This is a genomic window from Pedobacter sp. (assembly GCF_037719805.1).
Lineage (GTDB): Bacteria > Bacteroidota > Bacteroidia > Sphingobacteriales > Sphingobacteriaceae > Pedobacter.
In genome coordinates, this window is record NZ_JBBJLZ010000003.1 from 582,080 (window position 1) to 599,877 (window position 17,798).

A 17,798-nucleotide genomic window follows, 5' to 3' on the forward strand; every position below is an offset into this window, starting at 1 on the left:
TAAATCGAGTTTGAATGTTATGAATCACTCAAACATCTTTTATCTTTAAGTACTGAAGCAGGACATATAGTCCTGCTTTTTTGTACCCTCTAAAATTGGCAATGAGCGAAGCAAAAAAGATTTACAGCATGACCCAAACAATGCGCTGGTTTGGTCCTTCAGATCCGGTATCCTTAGCGGATATCAGGCAGGCGGGTTGCAGCGGCGTCGTGACTGCATTACATCACGTTCCAAATGGAGCGGAGTGGACGAAAGCTGAAATAATGCTCCGTAAGGAAACCATTGAACAAGCTGGACTGGAGTGGAAGGTAGTGGAGAGTGTACCTGTTCACGAAGCTATTAAAACTCAGTCGGCTGGTTTTGAAAATTATATCGACAATTACAAACGTTCCCTATCAAACCTTGCGTCCTGTGGCATTACTGTGGTGACCTACAATTTCATGCCGGTACTGGACTGGACGCGAACCAACCTCCACTTTGAACTACCAAACGGTGCGAAGGCGCTGAAATTTGAAAAGGCCGCGCTAGTTGCGTTTGATGTCTTTATGCTTCAGCGACCAGGCGCAACAGACGATTATACACCATTGGAGTTAGAACATGGGAAGAAACGATACGAAGAGATGGATGATGCGGAGAAAGTGATGCTTCAAAGGACAATCATTGCCGGTCTACCGGGAAGTGAAGAAAGCTTTACGCTGGCTCAGTTTCAAGAAACTTTGAACACGTACGATGGCATTGATGCCCGGCAACTTAGTGATCATTTAATTGATTTTTTAAAGCAAATTACACCAACAGCGGAAGCTGTTGGAATAAAGCTGGCCATTCATCCCGATGATCCACCTTATCCGATCTTTGGACTGCCAAGGGTGCTAAGCACTTCGAACATGGTAGAACGACTGTTTGAAGCTGTCCCATCCTTAAGTAATGGCCTATGTTTTTGTACAGGATCATTTGGCGTAAGGGAAGACAATGATCTTTTAGACATGCTGAGACAATTTGGAGACCGGATTAACTTTGTTCATTTAAGAAGTACGCGCAGAAATGCGGACGGAGATTTTTATGAGGATAACCACCTCGACGGTGATGTAGACATGTATAGCGTAGTTAAAGAGTTGTACATCATTCAACAGCGCAGAGAGATCAGTCTTCCAATGCGGCCTGATCATGGTCATCAGATGATGGATGATCTTCATAAGAAAAGCAATCCTGGATATTCCGGTATTGGAAGGTTAAAAGGATTAGCAGAACTAAGAGGTCTTGAATTTGCAATCATAAACAACCATTTAGCATGAGAGAAGGAAACGTAATCGCGGAAGATTTTCTGCTAACTAATAAAACTGCAGAGCTGCTATACAACAATTTCGCTAAATCTCTGCCCATCATCGACTACCATAATCATTTGCCGCCCGAGGAGATTGCAGGAAATAAGCAGTTTAGCAATCTAACTGAAATATGGTTAAAGGGTGATCATTACAAGTGGCGCGGAATGAGGGCTATGGGTGTTGACGAGAAATACATCACCGGTGCGGCTTCCGATAGGGAGAAATTCATGGCCTGGTCGACAATAGTACCTGCTACGGTGCGAAACCCATTGTTTCACTGGACACACATGGAATTGAAGAACCCTTTCGGGATCAACAATTATCTAAATGCCAGTTCAGCCGACCAGATCTATTACTCATGTAACGAATTACTGCCTGAGCCCGGATTTTCCACTCAAGGTTTACTGAAGCATTTTGATGTGAGAATGGTGGGCACAACAGATGACCCATGCGACGATTTAAAACATCATCGCGCAATATCCGAATCTACGTTCGAGGTTGTTGTTAAGCCCTCGTTCAGACCTGATAAGGCGTTATTGATTGAAAAACCTGGTTTTCGTGACTACATTTTGAAACTCTCTCAAGTATCGGAGGTTGAAATAAAAGATATTGATAGCTTATTAACCGCCCTTGGTAAGCGCCTTGATTATTTCGGACAGCATAACTGTAGTATCTCAGATCATGGTTTAATGGCTCTGCCTTTACAAACAAGTTTAACGCATGCAGAGGAACAGGAGTTTAGTTCATTTTTAAAAAATACAGATGCCACGTTCTCGAATCCAGATGCCTTCACCGGCTTCCTATTAACTGCTTTATGTAAATTATATCATCAAAAAGGGTGGGTCCAGCAGTTTCATTTAGGTGCCATAAGAAACAATAATCAGGGTATGTTTCTCAAATTAGGGGCAGACACTGGATACGATTCTATAGGTGATTTTAGTCAGGCAGAGCGGATGTCTGCTTTTTTAGGGAACCTTAGTCTGACAGATCAACTGGCAAAAACCGTTGTGTACAACCTCAATCCGGCAGATAATGCCGTTTTTGCAGCCATGACAGGTAATTTTGCCGAGGGAGGATCAAAGGGTAAGATACAATTTGGTTCTGGCTGGTGGTTCCTGGACCAGAAGGACGGAATAGAGCAGCAGTTAAATGCATTGTCAAACATGGGAATTGTAAGTAATTTCATTGGTATGCTTACTGATTCCCGTAGCTTTTTATCTTATCCAAGGCATGAGTATTTCCGTAGGATCCTTTGTAATCTCTTTGGTGGGGAGATGGAAAGCGGGTTGTTACCCAATGATCAAGAATGGATAGGCAAGATCATCAGCGACATCTGTTACTACAACGCTGCAGACTATTTCGGTTTAAGGAAGTAAAAAAGCGATCATGCTTTTTGGTCCATGAGCGCCCAATACCAGCGATTGCTCGATATCAGCAGTCTTAGACGGACCTGCTATGAAAGTACCAAAGCCATATTCTGCCTCACCGATCAGCTCGTAAGCCTGGTGCATGGTCGGAACCAATGTTTTTGCGGAAACGACAACTGCGAGCTGCTGACAGATAAAGGGCACCGCCCTTTGATGCATTAGCTCTTCTGTAATCCACAGCGCTGCATTTTCTGCCACGCCAAAATGCGCTTTAATGATAGCCAGGTCGACGTTTTCATAGGTATGTGGGTCTTTGTCTTCCCAACCTGATTCAGTCACACCAGCTAGTTCAGGTAAGGTGGAGATGATCCGGCCCTTATTGCCATAGGTGGTTGAGATATAAGCCGCGACTTCTGCCATATCGTTTACCGGTACTACAGTTCCACCAATGGTAGTAAGAACTGTGCTAAAAAGCGCCGTAAGCGGCTGCTCGTTTTCCCAGGTAGGAAAAAGGACAGGCAGTTCGCGCAAGGAGGGCTGATTCTCCTTCACCAATTTCAAGATCCGTTCTCTACTTGTCATGACTTGTTTTTTTAAACCACTCGCCAAAAGATTCCTTACGTACTTCGGGCATTTCACGTTGCTTATACCAGGCGTTTATGTTGTTGTTAACGGTGAAGGGGAGGTGTTTCATGAACCATCGTCCGGCTTTTCCAGCGGTTCTATAGGCACTGGGATTGGAAAGCGTGAACGCCATCGCTTTCATTGCAACCGCTTTTTTCGGATCAGCATATCCCTCCTTTACAATAACTTGTCGCCATTTGTACAGCTGTTCATGGATGTTAATTTTAACCGGACAAACATTGGAGCAGGACCCACACAAGGTAGAAGCGAAAGGTAGATCAGCGTATTGCTTCATGTCTAAGTTTGGCGCAAGGATAGAACCAATTGGCCCTGCGATCGCTGTGTGGTAGCTGTGGCCACCACTTCTCCGATATACCGGACAAGTGTTCATACAGGCCGCACAACGGATGCACTTCAAAGAACTACGGAAATCTGGTCTGCTTAGTTGGGTTGTTCTACCATTATCTACCAGTATAACGTGCATCTTTTGTCCTGGTCTGGGCTTTTTAAAATGACTGGAATAAGTAGTGATCGGTTGTCCGGTTGCACTTCTGGTCAGGATGCGAAGGAATACCGCAAGATGTTTACGTTTGGGAATGATCTTTTCTATCCCCATTGACGCGATATGAACATCTGCAAGATGTGCGCCCATATCCGCGTTACCTTCATTTGTACAAACTACGAATTCACCAGTCTCGGCAACAGCAAAATTAACGCCTGTCAATGCTGCTTTCCGGGTAATAAATTTTTCCCTCAAATGGATTCTCGCAGCAGCTGTCAAGAATATAGGGTCTGACTCTCCCTTTGGAGTACCCAGATGTTCATGAAAAAGCTCACCTATTTCTTCTTTTTTCTTATGGATACACGGAAGTACAATGTGACTAGGTGGTTCTTTTGCGAGTTGCACAATGCGTTCACCCAGATCCGTATCTATTACTTCAATGTTGTTGTGTTGCAAATATTCGTTGAGGTGGCATTCTTCAGTAAGCATCGACTTGCTTTTAACAATCTGATTAATGCTATTCTCTGTTAGTATCTGATGCACGATTTGATTGTGCTCTTGCGCGTCAGCTGCCCAATGTACAATAATGCCATTCTTTTGAGCCTGTTCTTCAAAGCTCAACAGGTACGCGCTTAGATTGGATAGCACGTTGTCTTTGATCTGAGAGGCGTTCTCCCGAAAATCTTCCCATTCCGGGATATTATGAACGGCTTTATCCCGTTTGGCCCGTACAAACCATAGCGTCTCGTCATGCCAGTTTACCCTGTCTTCGTCTTTATTAAATATATCTGAGAGCTCAGCGTGGTCTTTTGTTGTCGTTCCCATTGGTTAAGATGCGTTTAGTATTTCGGCGATGTGGATTACCTTTACATTGCTCTGTTTCCGTTTTAAGATGCCTTCCATGTGCATGAGGCATGACATATCTGCTGCGGTAATGTACTCAGCTCCATTGTTCAGGTGATCTTCGACTCTGTCTTTACCCATCTTCACAGATACCGCCTCTTCTGCAACGCAGAACGTTCCGCCGAAGCCACAGCACTCATCTGGCCTGTTTAAAGGCACAATTTCCAGCCCTTCCACCATGTTTAACAATTGAAGCGGTTTGGAAAAAGGAGCGGCTACCAGCTCAGACATCTGCGCCAGCATCAACCCACGCTGACCATGGCAACTCTGGTGGACGCCAACCTTATGCGGGAAATTGGCTGTGAGCTTCTCTACCTTCAATATGTCTGTGAGAAACTCCGTGAGTTCATAAACTTTCTTACGAATTCCAATTGCCTGTGGTTCTCTAGTTTCGGAGTGGAGATGGTCCTTTATGTGTAACGTGCAACTTCCTGAAGGGGAAACAACGTAATCAAAGTCGGAAAAGTTGTCTATAAAAAGCTCGTTGCAGCTCTTCGTCAAATGTTCAAAACCCGAATTGGCCATCGGTTGTCCACAACAAGTTTGGTTTGTTGGATAAACCACATTTACACCTAACTTTTGAAGTAGTCTGAAGGTGGCAATCGCTGCATTTGGATAGAATTGGTCGATATAACAGGGTACAAATAGTCCGACGGTCATAAAGTAAATATAAGTGATATAAAACTTAAAAAACTAAGATCTAGTTCCAAATCATTATGCTTTTTAAGCATTGAATCATCTTACGCCTGGCTGGCCGGTGTTTCAAAGTATGCAAATAATGTTTAGCTTGCCAATAGCTATTAACCATATAAATATTAAGAAATGAGCAACACCTGGGAGAGCAGACTGGCGGTGAGTCCGAATGAAGTAAAAGGAATGGACACCACGCTATTGCGAAGTAACTTTCTAATCAATGGTATTTTCGAGGCAGACGCGCTTAATCTGACGCTATCGCATTTCGACCGGTATATCGCTGGAGGAGTGATGCCTGTAAATGGAGCGGTACAGCTTTCCAATCCATACTACCTTAAGGCAAACTATTTTTTGGAAAGGAGAGAGATGGGGATCATAAATGTTGGGGGAGCAGGAACAGTACTTGTCGATGGTGTTGCCTATAATCTGGCGTTTAAAGAGGCTTTATACATTGGAAAAGGAGTGAAGGAAGTCTCTTTTAGTTCAGAAGAAATGGCTGGTCCGGCTAAGTTCTACATCAATTCCGCACCTGCACATCATGCCTACCCATCTAAAAAGGTGACTAAAAATGAGGCGGAGATTGTTGTTTTAGGTGCTGTTGAGACGGCAAACCATCGAGTTATCAATAAGTTATTGGTAAATAGCGTAGTACAAACCTGCCAGCTGCAAATGGGAATGACAGAACTAAAGACCGGAAGCGTGTGGAACACGATGCCAGCACATACCCACGACAGAAGGATGGAGGTATATCTTTACTTTGAGGTTCCGGAGGGGCAAAGCGTTTGCCACTTTATGGGTCAGCCTGATGAGACGAGGCATCTTTGGGTGCAAAACGAACAGGCCGTGATCTCTCCAAACTGGTCGATCCATTCCGGCGCAGGTACCAGTAATTATACTTTTATATGGGGTATGGCCGGAGAAAATCTTGATTATGGTGATATGGACCACTGTGCAATAACTGATCTAAAGTAATGATGATAAAGAAATACTTTTTGCTGCTGATGGTGATCATGGGGGTTCAGGCAGTTGTTATGGCTCAAAACAAGCAGGGACTGACCATAGCCATCAAAAGCCCGGCAAAACCATTACTGCGTTTACCGGAGCTGCTAAGTATCAAATGGTCGGACATCCTAGCCAAATACCCCTCAATAAAGCAAGATAATTTTAAGGTTTTGGGGACAGACAACACCGAAGTTCCGTTTCAGTTGGAATATAAAGGACTACCTGAAGTCCAGAACCTATTGCTGCAAGTTAGTGTACCTGCAGGAAAAGGCTTAAAGTTAAGAATCGTAGCGGGGAAGCCTCAAGCGATTGCTCCAAAGGTTTTCGGTAGATATGTTCCTGAACGAAAAGATGACTTCGCATGGGAGAATGATAAAGTCGCCTTCAGGATGTACGGAAAGGCACTCGAGGGAACCAATGAAAATGCTTTTGGAATTGATGTCTGGGCTAAGCGCACCGATCAACTAATCCTGAATAAATGGTATAAAACCGGAGATTACCATGCTGATCATGGCGATGGCCTCGACTACTATAGCGTAGGTTTCACTTTAGGTGCTGGCGACATCGCTCCTTATCCTGACGGTAAAATCGCTTTTCCTAAGAATTATAGAAAGTGGAAAATACTTGATCAGGGACCATTGCGCTTCAGCTTTGAACTTGAATATGAAGAATGGGATGCTGCAGGCACTACCGTAAAAGTTACTAAGAGATATAGTCTGGATGCCGGGTCACAGTTAAACAGGGTAGCCGCCACCTTTTCATTTCAGAATAGCAAAGGTGTGTTGCCCGTGGTAGCAGGTATCGTTAAAAGGAAGGAAAAAGGAACGGTTTCGGCTTTAACATACAATGGTGGCATGTTAGGTTACTGGGAACCAGAACATGGTGCAGATGGCATATTAGGAATTGGTACGATCATGCTAAGTCCTTCAAGAACTGTCGTTACAGAAACGCATTTGTTGCAGGAAACCAACGCAAAAAGTGGTGAAGCTGTAGTTTATTATACGGGAGCAGCCTGGAATAAAGCAGGAGAGTTTAAGACCGCTGATGAATGGTTCCGTTATCTGTATCGCTTCAAAACTACGTTAAGAGCTCCTCTAAAGATAAAAATCAATTGATAATATGGCGGTTTTAGATCTCTTTAATTTAAAAGGAAAAGTAGCTTTGGTTACGGGATGCAAGAGAGGCATCGGTAGAGCGATGGCAGAAGCATTGGCGGAAGCCGGCGCAGATATCATAGGCGTTTCTGCAAATCTTGAATTGGAAGGCAGTGCCGTGGCGCTCGCCGTAAACGCTCTAGGCAGGGATTTCCACGCTTATCAATGTGATTTTGGCAACAGGGATGCTTTACTTTCCTTTACTAAGCTGCTTAATAACCAACATCCAATTATAGATATTCTGGTAAACAACGCCGGAACCATCCTAAGAAAGCCGGCTGCTGAACACCCCGATGAATATTGGGATGAGGTCATTGCTGTCAACCAAACGGCGCCATTCATTTTAACCAGGGAGATAGGAAAAGGAATGATTAAACGTGGCTCTGGAAAGATCATATTTACCGCCTCTTTGCTAACCTTTCAAGGTGGAATTAATGTGCCAGGATACGCAGCGAGTAAAGGCGCGATCGGGCAGCTCACAAAAGCATTCGCTAATGAATGGGCCGGTAAAGGTGTTAATGTTAACGCCATAGCGCCAGGATACATCGCTACGGACAATACCACTGCCTTACGCGAAGATGCAGATCGGAGTCGATCGATAATGGAACGGATTCCGGCCGCACGTTGGGGAGAACCTTCTGACTTCAAAGGTCCCATTGTATTTCTATCGTCGGACGCCTCAAGCTACATGCATGGCCATGTAATGACTGTAGATGGGGGATGGATGGGGAGGTAAGCTCCTTAGACTTTGTTCAAATAGCTCTTTTGATAGGAAAGCGGACTCTTGCCAGTGATCACTTTAAAGTGCTTGTGGAAACTTGCGAAGTTGTGGAAGCCACTTTCATAGCAGATTTGTTTCACGTTCATGTTGTCTTCTATCAATAGTTTACAAGCATGACCAACCCGGATCTCGCTGATAAACTGAGTATATGTCTTCCTGGTTCTCGATTTAAAGTACCTGCAAAAGGAATTGGGACTGATATTCGCTACGCCTGCCATCTCTTCCATCTGGATCTTTCTTTTGAAATTAGCCAGTGAATAGTTGTAAATGGTATTGATGCGATCGTTTTCTGTGTCTTCAAAGTCGTGCCTAAAGCCGATGGATGACAACTGGGTTAGATTGGTTGAGTTTTCAATGGCTGCAAGGGCTTCCATCAAGTAAATGATTTTTTTAGTGCCCTCTACATGTAGGATCGACTCGATGATTTCTCCCACCAGTCTCTTGGACTTTTCATTAACCTGAACTCCCCGTTGCGCCTTTTCAAGTATTGCCTTTAGGATCTTGTTTTCTGGAAGTGCGAGGAACTGACTTCCCCAAAAGTTTTCATTGAAATGAACCACAACAACATCTGCACTCGTTTTTTGATCCTCATTGAAGTAGACATCATCAAATCTCCAATAGTGTGGTAAATGCGCGCCAACCAGTAAGACATCGCCTGATCTGAATCGTTTGATACTGTCGCCAATAAATTGAGTTCCGTTTCCTTTTTTAAAGTAAATTAACTCTACTTCTGCATGATAATGCCACCGGTTGTTGATATAAGGAACCTCATCTCGTCTAACGCTAAAAGAATTTACGGGATTGTTGGATACCTTTAAAAGTTGCGGTTTCATGTGATTTGGTTAGCTATCAAAAACTAAAAATAGAAAATCTTTAATTAATACCCAAAATTAAATCATTTGATGTGAAATGTGACAATATCGCACAATGATAGGGAGTAGCACGAATCGTCTTTTAACCTATAGCTATTTTTAAGTCGTTAAAAAAAGACTGTTTAAACTTTCATTTATTCAAAAAGATAATTACATTTGAGCTTACCCTTTCGGGGGTATGTTTTTCATAGGTAGATGTAGGGTCGAATATTTATATTCGGCCCTTTTTTATTGGCACGGTTCTGTATCTTTATCGCGCTATGAAAAAGAAGAAGATTATTGTCGCAATTACTGGTGCTAGTGGCTCCATTTATGCCAAAGTACTGTTCGATAATCTAGTCAAGCTGAGTGATCAGATCGAGAAAGTAGGTGTTGTCATGTCTGATAATGCAAAGGAAGTCTGGACCTTTGAGCTGGGCAATACCGCATATGATCAATATCCGTTCGACTTTTATCAGAAGATGGATTTCAATGCCCCTTTCGCATCAGGATCCGCGAAATTCGATACCATGATCATTATTCCCTGTTCAATGGGCACTTTGGGACGGATCGCACATGGTATATCCAACGACTTGATTTCAAGAGCAGCAGACGTGATCCTTAAAGAACGTAGAAAACTGATCGCTGTGGTGCGGGACACCCCCTTTAGTTTGATTCACATCAACAATATGAAAACAGTTACTGAGGCTGGTGGAATCATTTGCCCGGCAAATCCTTCCTTCTATAGTATTCCAAAAACACTGGAAGACGTAGCACAAACGGTTGTAAGCAGAATTATTGACCTTGCCGGACTAGAACAAGATGCTTACCGCTGGAATGAATAGCGACTAGGACTTATCGGACTATTATCAAAATTCTTCTTAACTTTGCCTTTTCAATGAGGAAGGTCGCGTTTTACACATTAGGTTGCAAGTTAAATTTTTCGGAAACGTCAACGATAGGCAGGTTGTTTACTGACGCTGGCTATGTGGTTGTGAATTTCACGGATGGTGCTGATGTATATGTGATTAACACCTGTTCTGTTACCGAACATGCGGATAAAAAATGTCGCAAAGTAGTAAAGGAAGCATTGAAATATTCACCTAATGCTTACGTGACGATCGTTGGATGTTATGCGCAGCTAAAGCCGACTGAGATCGCGGAGATTGAGGGAGTTGACATGGTATTGGGTGCAGCGGAAAAATTCCGGATTGTAGAATACATTTCTGATCTGACCAAGCAACCAAAAGCTGTAGTTCATCAGCAAAACATTGAAAAAGTAAACCATAATTTTATAGCTGCCTATTCTATTGGAGATCGGACCAGGACTTTCCTAAAGGTTCAGGACGGCTGTGACTATCCATGTACCTATTGTACAATACCTTTAGCACGTGGAGGGAGCAGGAGTGATACTATTGAAAATGTGCTGAATAGAGCAAGGCAGATTTCTGCTAGTGGTGTCAAAGAAATTGTGCTAACCGGGGTAAATCTTGGTGATTTCGGAATTCGCAGCGGCAACAGGGAAGACAAGTTCTTTGACCTTGTTAAGGCTTTGGATGAAGTAGAAGGTATTGAAAGAATCAGAATTTCATCTATCGAGCCAAACTTACTTAGCAATGAGATCATAGATTTCGTAGCCACTTCAAAAAGATTTGTTCCGCATTTTCACATACCACTGCAGTCGGGTTCTAATAAGATCCTTGGCCTGATGAAAAGAAGATACCAACGTGACTTATACACAGAGCGCGTTGCAAGGATAAAAGCAGTGATGCCAAATTGCTGTATTGGCGTAGATGTCATTGTCGGCTTTCCAGGCGAGACGCATGAGGATTTTTTAGATACCTACCAGTTTTTAAATGGGTTAGACGTCTCCTACCTGCATGTATTCACCTACTCTGAGCGCGATCAGACAGCAGCTGCAGAGATGACTGGTGTTGTTGCGGGTAGCGCTAGAGCAGATCGCAGCAAGATGCTTCACATTTTGTCGGACAAGAAACGTCGTGCCTTTTACCAGAGTCAGATCGGCTCCGTGGGAGAAGTACTTTTCGAAGACGATCAAAAAGACGGCTTTATGCATGGTTTCACTAAAAATTATGTGAAAGTTAAAGCGAAGTATGACCCGGTAATGGTTAATGAAATTAAAACCGTTAACCTCGTTTTGCTAACGGCAGACGGCGAGGTAGAAGTTACAGAAACAGAACAGGTTTTAGCGCATTAATCCTATATTCGCATAAAATTTTTAACCTTATGTTTCCTACAGTATCTCATTTTTTAGAATATCTTTTCGGTGTTCAGGTCCCATTACCATTCAATACTTTTGGGGTATTTGTGGCTTTGGCTTTCATTGCAGGATACTGGGCTTTTACTCAGGAGTTCAAAAGAAAAGAGGCTCTTGGAATCTTAAAACCAATCAAAACTACCGTAACTATCGGTCAGCCGGCAAGTACTGCAGAACTGGTTGGTAACGGGATATTCGGATTCTTGATAGGTTATAAGCTTGTTTATGCGCTACTGAACTACCAGCTGTTTGTTAATGATGCGCAAACAGTTCTGCTCTCTTTAACCGGCAATTTCCTTGGTGGTCTGGCATTTGCAGCACTTTTTGTTTACTGGGATTACAAAGAAAAGAACGCTCATAAATTACCAGCACCGAAGACTGTTGAGGTCACTCAACATCCTTACGAGTTGATGGGTAACCTGATCGTATGGGCTGCTGTCTGGGGCTTTTTAGGAGCTAAGATTTTTGACAACCTGGAGCATTGGGATACGTTCATTCAGGATCCGATTGGCGGCTTGCTGTCTTTTAGCGGTTTAACCTTCTATGGTGGATTAATTTGCGGTGGAGCGGCGGTATTGTACATCGCGCGTAAAAATGGCATTAAACCACTGCATATGCTAGATATTGGCGGTCCGGGGATGATGCTTGCTTATAGCGTTGGAAGGATTGGTTGCCACATGTCTGGAGATGGCGATTGGGGTATTCCAAATTTAAATCCTAAGCCCTTCAACTGGTTGCCAGACTGGCTTTGGGCATATACTTACCCCAACAACGTAGCTAATGAAGGCGAGCCTATTGCCAATTGTGTAGGTAAATTTTGTCATGAACTTGCCCAGCCTGTTTATCCAACCCCGCTTTACGAAGTAATCGTTTGTTTCCTATTGTTTCTTATCCTCTGGAAGATCCGTCATCAGTTTAAATCCCCAGGGATGATGTTTGGTATTTATCTGATGATGAATGGCGCGGAGCGTTTCTGCGTAGAGCTGATCAGAGTTAATTCCCGTTATAACGTAGCAGGAATATCATTCACTCAAGCCGAGCTAATTTCAAGTTTGTTGTTCCTGTCTGGCTTACTTCTTGTGGTCAATGCAACGAAAAACAAAGATAAATTAGCCAGTTACTAAAACCTTAATGCCTTGGATTACGAACTATTGTGTGCAAAAGTGATTGCCACTACCCGTCTTACCGGTAACTTCATTAGAAAAGAATCTTTAAACTTCAGCGCCAGTTCAATAGAATTGAAAGGACTGAATGACCTGGTTTCTTATGTAGATAAGCAGGCAGAGAAACAGCTTGTAAAGAACTTGTCGAAAATTCTGCCTGAGGCAGGGTTCACGACTGAAGAAGATACCATTAACACCAAAGGAGAGGTTTACGACTGGGTTATAGATCCCCTGGACGGGACTACGAACTTTATACATGGAATTCCGACCTATGCGGTAAGCATCGCGCTGTATGCACATGGAAGACCAGTGATTGGAGTAGTGTATGAAATCAACCGCGGAGAGATGTTCTCAGCTTACCTGGGTGGTGGGGCGTTTTTAAATGGCAAGCCAATTAACGTATCAAAAAGAACCTCACTATCTGAGTGCCTTCTCGCCACTGGATTTCCATATTATCAGTTTGATAAACAGCCACAGTACATGCAACTGTTTTCAACCTTAATGCAGAAATGCCATGGTTTAAGGCGGATTGGGTCTGCTGCGGTAGATCTGGCTTATGTGGCTTGCGGGAGGTTTGACGCATTCTTCGAATACAATTTAAACTCCTGGGACGTCGCTGCTGGTGCATTTATTGTTCAGGAAGCGGGAGGGACGGTCATGAACTTCAAAGGCGGTGAAGAGTTTTTGGAGACCCGGGAAATCTTAGCCGGAAACGGTCTTATCCATAAAGAGGTTATTGACTTGATGGAGGAACACTTCAACCGTAGCTTATAGTCGGCTCGTAATGAGCTCAGTCTGACGACGCACTGAGTTCACTCTGAGCTTTACCTATCTACGTTCCTTTTACGGGTCCTGGACGCTTTTCCTACGGTCCCTGGTCGGCTCTGAACCGAAGAGCAACCGAAGAGGGACCGAGGAGGAGCAAAGCTTATAGTGTACTTTCAGTGGGCTCTAAGTGTCGTTATACCGAGCGTGGTATTAAGTAAAGCGCTTAAATCCTGCATTTTATCCGCATAAAAAAAGCCAACATCGTTAAATGCTGGCTTTATACCTTTTGTAATGGTTCTGCTGTATTATAGTGCTTCAGAAACTACTTCTTTCACTTCAGGAACCATACGTTGCAATAGATTTTCAATACCTGATTTTAGTGTGATTGTCGATGAAGGACATCCGCTGCAAGAACCTCTAAGCTCTACAGTTACAACACCTTCATTGAATGATTTATAGCTAATGGCTCCACCATCTTGTTCTACCGCAGGGCGAACATAGTCGTGAAGAATTTGCTGGATCTTAATTTCAAGGTCGGAGCCTTCAAAAGCCGGCGCCTCATCACTTGTTTCTTCTTTGATTTTATATTCTGATTCTACAGCTCCTTTAACAAACTCTTTAAGGATCGGTTCAATGTCCGCCCATTCTGCGTCTTCAGTCTTTGTAATCGTCACAAAATTACTCGCAAAGAAAACGCCGTTAACGAAATTAAACTTATACAATTCCTTTGCGAATGGAGAATGCTCAGCAGACTCTCTGGTAGCAAAATCTTCACTGCCATTGATCAACAACTTGTTGACCATGAATTTCATAGTGGCAGGATTCGGGGTTTGTTCTGTATATACGTTAATAGTCATTGTCTTAATATTTGATACAAAAATAAATAATTCAGCTCTTCAATTAACAATTAGGGTGTCTGTTTTGGGTCATTTAACTAAAAGACTCCCGTATAGTTGAATGGGGTGATCTGTTTAAGCTCAGACTTAAGTTCTTCAGAGACGTTTAGGCCATTAATGAATTCGGCCATTGTTGAGGCAGTTATTTTTTGATTGGTTCTGGTTAGGTCCTTTAATGCCTCGTAAGGGTTTGGGTACGCTTCTCTTCTCAGGACTGTTTGGATCGCCTCGGCAACCACAGCCCAGTTGTTGTCAAGATCCGCATGGATGGCATCCTCATTTAAGATGATCTTATTCAAGCCTCGTAGTGTAGAATTAATGGCAATCAGGGTATGCGCCATGGGTACGCCAATGTTTCTAAGTACTGTTGAATCCGTCAGGTCCCTTTGTAACCTGCTGATCGGGAGCTTTGCAGCGAAGAACTCAAAGGAAGCGTTAGCAAGACCTGCATTTCCTTCTGCGTTTTCAAAATCGATCGGATTGACTTTGTGTGGCATTGCGGAAGAACCGATTTCGCCTTCTTTTATTTTTTGCTTGAAATAATTCTTGGAGATATATGCCCAGATATCGCGATCCATATCAATAATGATGTTATTGATTCTCTTTAATGCATCGCATTGCGCCGCAAATTGGTCATAATGCTCGATTTGCGTAGTATACTGTGCACGGTCTAACCCAAGGGTTTGGTTGACGAAGTTGTTGGAAAAATCTACCCAATTAATAGCTGGGTAGGCGATGTGATGCGCATTAAAGTTTCCGGTAGCGCCACCAAATTTTGCACTGTTGGGAATGGCTTTAAGGTTACGAACCTGGATTTTGATTCGCTCTGCAAATACTAAAAATTCCTTACCTAATTTGGTAGGAGAAGCCGGTTGACCATGGGTATGCGCTAATAGCGGAATATCTTTCCATTCTGTGGCGAGTCCATTAATTTTCTCGATCAGGAGATCAATATTTGGGTAATAGACTTCCTCCAGAGATAATTTGAACGTATATGGAATTGCGGTGTTGTTAATGTCTTGAGAGGTGAGTCCGAAATGGATAAACTCTTTATAATCTTCCAAACCTAGGCCGTCAAACTTCTTTTTTATGAAATACTCTACTGCCTTTACATCGTGATTGGTCACTTTTTCAGTGTCTTTAACTTCCTGTGCATCGAATTCATTAAAGCCTTCATAAATTGATCTTAGTAATGGGTAGCTAGACTTATCGAATGTTTGCATTCCAGGGATTCCTTGTTCACAAAGGGCAATGAAATATTCAATTTCAACAAAGACCCTGTATTTAATTAACGCATATTCAGAGAAGTAATTGGAAAGCGCTTTGGTTGTATTTCTGTAACGACCGTCGATAGGGGAGATTGCTTGTAGAGAAGAAAGGTTCATGAATTGATTTTATCAGTCCCAAATGTAAGATTTTTAGGCACAAAAAAAGAGGGTATCCAATAGCATTGGACACCCTCTTTTTGTATTCTGGTTACTAAGACTACAATTTAGTTGTGTCTTTAGTTACAGTGATAGCAGTATCTTGTACAGTTGAATCAGTAACAGTAGTATCAACAGTAGTAGTGATTGCAGCAGTATCAGCTAAAGAAGTATCAGTTGACTCACCAGATTTTTCTGAGTTACAAGCCGCTACTGATAAAGAAATTGCTAGAGCTAAAAAGCCAAATTTGAATGCATTTTTCATTTTGAAGGTTTTTAAAGTAATTAATTAATTTTACAGATTAATACCCGAAAGTTTAAAAGGTAACCCAAGAGTTTTAAAAAAATAAAAATATTATTTTTCCTATCATTGGGTTACCATTCACGTTTAAATGTATTAATTGGTGAGTAATAAGTTAAGCAGTTCAGTTCCAACAGATAGAGAGGTTGTTTTAGGGATCTTAAACAATTCGGATGATGCGCTCAATAAGTTGTACATCGGTTATTTTCCAATGATTTTACAATTTATCTTGAACAACAACGGTGATGAGGATGACGCAAAGGATGTGTATCAGGAAGGCATTATTGTTTTATACAATAAGATTAAGAGCGGAGATTTTGAATTAAGTAGTAAACTAAAAACGTATATATACTCAGTTTGCAGAAGAATTTGGTTAAAGAAGCTTGCTCAGCAAAGCAAGAAGACCAATAACATTTCAGACTTTGAGGACATCGTTGCTACTGACATAGATATTGAAGATCACGAGCAGAAAGAAGTGCAATTTGATAAAATGCAAGCTGCCCTCCTTCATCTTGGTGAACCTTGCAAGACTATTATTCAGGATTTTTATTTGAACAATCTGTCTATGCAGGACATATCTGACAAGTTTGGTTATACCAATACGGATAACGCTAAAACTCAGAAGTATAAATGCATGCAGAGATTAAAGAAGTTATTTTTTCAGACATAAGGTGATGAAGAACGAAATGGATTTAGAAAGTATAATTGAAGATTATCTTTTGGGTAACCTCAATGAGGCAGAGCGGGCGGCTTTTGAGCAAATGCGCGCAAATGATCCGGCGGTTGATCAGAAAGTGGTTACGCAAAAAGTCTTTTTAGACGCTTTGAACGACTATAATACTATAGCTACGCTAAAAAATAAAATGGAGTCTGCTCATGCACAAATTGATGTGGATGCGCTTATCCGTAAGCTAGGTCCGCATCCTTCATTTGTAGTTAACATGTGGAGAAAGAACAGAGCTGCCATTGGTGTTGCTGCGTCCTTCATATTTCTTACTCTAGTGATGTTGCATTCGATTAAACAAAACACGCAGCAAATTGGCAGCGTAGAATTGGTTAGACGTGATTTGGCCGCGCTGAAGAGTTCTAATAACAATCTGATCAGGAAGATCAACTCCACAACTATCACTAACAACATTAAGCCTGCTAACTTTGGAGGTACAGGCTTTGCGCTAACCACTAACGGTTATATCTTAACAAATCTACACGTTGTAGATGGTGCTGATTCGGTGTACGTTCAGGATACAAAGGGCAACCAGTATAGGGTTAAAGTGGATAGAAGAGATACGCAATATGATTTGGCAGTTCTTAAGATTATCGATGAATCATTTAAGCTTCCTGCATTGCCTTACCGTTTGAAACAGAACGCAATTGGAATCGGTGAAGACGTTTATACATTGGGCTTTCCTAAAGATGATGCCGTTTACGCAAAGGGTTACGTAAGTTCAAAAACCGGTTACAGCGGAACAGACTCCACTCAATATCAGGTATCCATTGATGTGAATCCAGGAAACAGTGGCGGTCCGCTACTTGATCAGAATGGAAATATTGTTGGTGTAATCACCGCTAAACTTAAGTTAGTTGATGGCGCTACCTTTGCTGTTAAAAGCCAGTATATCCAGGAGATCTTGAATATGATTCCTAATGACTCATTAGGTGGTCAGGTGAAGTTCAATAAGAGGAACTCTTTGCAAGGACTTACTAAAACTCGTCAGGCAGAGAAAATGCAGGATTATATCTTCATGGTTAAGGTTTATAAATAGTTCCAT

At 42.3% G+C, this 17,798-nt stretch carries 18 protein-coding genes; 11 read left to right on the forward strand and 7 right to left on the reverse strand.

Annotation, left to right across the window (positions count from 1 at the left end; translation table 11 throughout):
• Positions 1 to 101 precede the first annotated feature (101 nt).
• Together uxuA and uxaC are read left to right on the forward strand one after the other, a co-directional pair.
• Positions 102 to 1,292, forward strand: coding sequence for a mannonate dehydratase (gene uxuA / locus WKF66_RS12195; protein ID WP_489674733.1), 1,191 nt, complete (start codon positions 102 to 104; stop codon positions 1,290 to 1,292).
• On the forward strand, positions 1,289 to 2,698 hold the full coding sequence (gene uxaC, locus WKF66_RS12200) for a glucuronate isomerase (protein ID WP_489674734.1): 1,410 nt from the start codon (positions 1,289 to 1,291) through the stop codon (positions 2,696 to 2,698). Before uxuA ends, uxaC begins: the two co-directional genes overlap by 4 nt.
• Here the strand turns inward: uxaC and WKF66_RS12205 are convergent.
• The 3 genes from WKF66_RS12205 to WKF66_RS12215 are packed head-to-tail and all read right to left on the reverse strand — an operon-like array spanning position 2,687 to position 5,378.
• Positions 2,687 to 3,271: a LutC/YkgG family protein gene (locus WKF66_RS12205; protein ID WP_489674735.1), complete on the reverse strand. Its 585-nt coding sequence runs from the start codon at positions 3,269 to 3,271 to the stop codon at positions 2,687 to 2,689. The genes uxaC and WKF66_RS12205 overlap by 12 nt on opposite strands.
• On the reverse strand, positions 3,261 to 4,640 hold the full coding sequence (locus WKF66_RS12210) for a lactate utilization protein B (protein ID WP_489674736.1): 1,380 nt from the start codon (positions 4,638 to 4,640) through the stop codon (positions 3,261 to 3,263). The genes WKF66_RS12205 and WKF66_RS12210 overlap by 11 nt, the downstream gene beginning before the upstream one ends.
• A gap of 3 nt (positions 4,641 to 4,643) precedes the next feature.
• Positions 4,644 to 5,378 (reverse strand): (Fe-S)-binding protein, encoded by a 735-nt coding sequence (locus WKF66_RS12215; RefSeq protein ID WP_489674737.1) that lies wholly within the window; start codon positions 5,376 to 5,378, stop codon positions 4,644 to 4,646.
• A 162-nt stretch (positions 5,379 to 5,540) separates the two neighbouring features.
• On the opposite strand from WKF66_RS12215, the gene kduI reads away from it, so the two are divergent.
• The 3 genes from kduI to WKF66_RS12230 are packed head-to-tail and all read left to right on the forward strand — an operon-like array spanning position 5,541 to position 8,303.
• The gene (kduI, locus tag WKF66_RS12220) at positions 5,541 to 6,383 is read left to right on the forward strand and encodes a 5-dehydro-4-deoxy-D-glucuronate isomerase (RefSeq protein ID WP_489674738.1); all 843 of its coding nucleotides are present in this window, start codon (positions 5,541 to 5,543) and stop codon (positions 6,381 to 6,383) included.
• Complete coding sequence (locus WKF66_RS12225) at positions 6,383 to 7,528, forward strand: BT3233 family polysaccharide utilization protein (protein WP_489674739.1); 1,146 nt, start codon at positions 6,383 to 6,385, stop codon at positions 7,526 to 7,528. The genes kduI and WKF66_RS12225 overlap by 1 nt, the downstream gene beginning before the upstream one ends.
• 4 nt (positions 7,529 to 7,532) lie before the next feature.
• Entirely contained in the window at positions 7,533 to 8,303 is a 771-nt protein-coding gene (locus WKF66_RS12230; protein WP_489674740.1) for an SDR family NAD(P)-dependent oxidoreductase, read from the forward strand.
• Between the two features lie 5 nt (positions 8,304 to 8,308).
• On the opposite strand, the gene WKF66_RS12235 is transcribed toward WKF66_RS12230, so the two are convergent.
• The gene (locus WKF66_RS12235) at positions 8,309 to 9,181 is read right to left on the reverse strand and encodes an AraC family transcriptional regulator (protein ID WP_489674741.1); all 873 of its coding nucleotides are present in this window, start codon (positions 9,179 to 9,181) and stop codon (positions 8,309 to 8,311) included.
• A 299-nt stretch (positions 9,182 to 9,480) separates the two neighbouring features.
• Between WKF66_RS12235 and WKF66_RS12240 the strand changes: the two genes are divergently transcribed.
• From WKF66_RS12240 to WKF66_RS12255, 4 genes are read left to right on the forward strand one after another with little or no spacing between them, the layout of a single operon-like run.
• Positions 9,481 to 10,044 (forward strand): UbiX family flavin prenyltransferase, encoded by a 564-nt coding sequence (locus WKF66_RS12240; protein WP_489674742.1) that lies wholly within the window; start codon positions 9,481 to 9,483, stop codon positions 10,042 to 10,044.
• Positions 10,045 to 10,097: 53 nt separating this feature from the next.
• Positions 10,098 to 11,417: a tRNA (N(6)-L-threonylcarbamoyladenosine(37)-C(2))-methylthiotransferase MtaB gene (gene mtaB, locus WKF66_RS12245; protein ID WP_489674743.1), complete on the forward strand. Its 1,320-nt coding sequence runs from the start codon at positions 10,098 to 10,100 to the stop codon at positions 11,415 to 11,417.
• A gap of 29 nt (positions 11,418 to 11,446) precedes the next feature.
• The gene (locus WKF66_RS12250; protein ID WP_489674744.1) at positions 11,447 to 12,601 is read left to right on the forward strand and encodes a prolipoprotein diacylglyceryl transferase; all 1,155 of its coding nucleotides are present in this window, start codon (positions 11,447 to 11,449) and stop codon (positions 12,599 to 12,601) included.
• 12 nt (positions 12,602 to 12,613) lie between these two features.
• Positions 12,614 to 13,414: an inositol monophosphatase family protein gene (locus WKF66_RS12255; RefSeq protein ID WP_489674745.1), complete on the forward strand. Its 801-nt coding sequence runs from the start codon at positions 12,614 to 12,616 to the stop codon at positions 13,412 to 13,414.
• 299 nt (positions 13,415 to 13,713) lie between these two features.
• Here WKF66_RS12255 and WKF66_RS12260 read toward each other — a convergent pair whose 3' ends face one another.
• The 3 genes from WKF66_RS12260 to WKF66_RS12270 all read right to left on the reverse strand — a co-directional run bounded on the left by WKF66_RS12260 (position 13,714) and on the right by WKF66_RS12270 (position 15,993).
• Positions 13,714 to 14,265: a NifU family protein gene (locus WKF66_RS12260; RefSeq protein WP_489674746.1), complete on the reverse strand. Its 552-nt coding sequence runs from the start codon at positions 14,263 to 14,265 to the stop codon at positions 13,714 to 13,716.
• Positions 14,266 to 14,342: 77 nt separating this feature from the next.
• Positions 14,343 to 15,689 carry an adenylosuccinate lyase gene (gene purB / locus WKF66_RS12265; RefSeq protein WP_489674747.1) on the reverse strand — a complete coding sequence of 449 codons (1,347 nt, stop codon included), beginning with the start codon at positions 15,687 to 15,689 and terminating at the stop codon, positions 14,343 to 14,345.
• A gap of 100 nt (positions 15,690 to 15,789) precedes the next feature.
• The gene (locus WKF66_RS12270; protein WP_489674748.1) at positions 15,790 to 15,993 is read right to left on the reverse strand and encodes a hypothetical protein; all 204 of its coding nucleotides are present in this window, start codon (positions 15,991 to 15,993) and stop codon (positions 15,790 to 15,792) included.
• A 139-nt stretch (positions 15,994 to 16,132) separates the two neighbouring features.
• Here WKF66_RS12270 and WKF66_RS12275 point away from each other — a divergent pair, with 139 nt between their 5' ends.
• Together WKF66_RS12275 and WKF66_RS12280 are read left to right on the forward strand one after the other, a co-directional pair.
• Positions 16,133 to 16,699: an RNA polymerase sigma factor gene (locus tag WKF66_RS12275; protein WP_489674749.1), complete on the forward strand. Its 567-nt coding sequence runs from the start codon at positions 16,133 to 16,135 to the stop codon at positions 16,697 to 16,699.
• Between the two features lie 4 nt (positions 16,700 to 16,703).
• Positions 16,704 to 17,792, forward strand: a complete 1,089-nt coding sequence (locus WKF66_RS12280) for a trypsin-like peptidase domain-containing protein (protein ID WP_489674750.1) — start codon at positions 16,704 to 16,706, stop codon at positions 17,790 to 17,792.
• The last annotated feature ends 6 nt before the right edge of the window (positions 17,793 to 17,798 follow it).

Excerpts from the sequence above, each read along its gene's own strand:
- WKF66_RS12280 (WP_489674750.1), top strand. The coding sequence starts at position 16,704 with ATGAAGAACGAAATGGATTTAGAAAGTATAATTGAAGATTATCTTTTG.
- WKF66_RS12230 (WP_489674740.1), top strand. The coding sequence starts at position 7,533 with ATGGCGGTTTTAGATCTCTTTAATTTAAAAGGAAAAGTAGCTTTGGTT.
- WKF66_RS12270 (WP_489674748.1), bottom strand. The coding sequence starts at position 15,993 with ATGAAAAATGCATTCAAATTTGGCTTTTTAGCTCTAGCAATTTCTTTA.
- WKF66_RS12235 (WP_489674741.1), bottom strand. The coding sequence starts at position 9,181 with ATGAAACCGCAACTTTTAAAGGTATCCAACAATCCCGTAAATTCTTTT.
- WKF66_RS12240 (WP_489674742.1), top strand. The coding sequence starts at position 9,481 with ATGAAAAAGAAGAAGATTATTGTCGCAATTACTGGTGCTAGTGGCTCC.
- WKF66_RS12260 (WP_489674746.1), bottom strand. The coding sequence starts at position 14,265 with ATGACTATTAACGTATATACAGAACAAACCCCGAATCCTGCCACTATG.
- WKF66_RS12225 (WP_489674739.1), top strand. The coding sequence starts at position 6,383 with ATGATGATAAAGAAATACTTTTTGCTGCTGATGGTGATCATGGGGGTT.
- kduI (WP_489674738.1), top strand. The coding sequence starts at position 5,541 with ATGAGCAACACCTGGGAGAGCAGACTGGCGGTGAGTCCGAATGAAGTA.
- WKF66_RS12205 (WP_489674735.1), bottom strand. The coding sequence starts at position 3,271 with ATGACAAGTAGAGAACGGATCTTGAAATTGGTGAAGGAGAATCAGCCC.
- uxuA (WP_489674733.1), top strand. The coding sequence starts at position 102 with ATGAGCGAAGCAAAAAAGATTTACAGCATGACCCAAACAATGCGCTGG.
- purB (WP_489674747.1), bottom strand. The coding sequence starts at position 15,689 with ATGAACCTTTCTTCTCTACAAGCAATCTCCCCTATCGACGGTCGTTAC.
- mtaB (WP_489674743.1), top strand. The coding sequence starts at position 10,098 with ATGAGGAAGGTCGCGTTTTACACATTAGGTTGCAAGTTAAATTTTTCG.
- WKF66_RS12215 (WP_489674737.1), bottom strand. The coding sequence starts at position 5,378 with ATGACCGTCGGACTATTTGTACCCTGTTATATCGACCAATTCTATCCA.
- WKF66_RS12210 (WP_489674736.1), bottom strand. The coding sequence starts at position 4,640 with ATGGGAACGACAACAAAAGACCACGCTGAGCTCTCAGATATATTTAAT.
- WKF66_RS12250 (WP_489674744.1), top strand. The coding sequence starts at position 11,447 with ATGTTTCCTACAGTATCTCATTTTTTAGAATATCTTTTCGGTGTTCAG.
- uxaC (WP_489674734.1), top strand. The coding sequence starts at position 1,289 with ATGAGAGAAGGAAACGTAATCGCGGAAGATTTTCTGCTAACTAATAAA.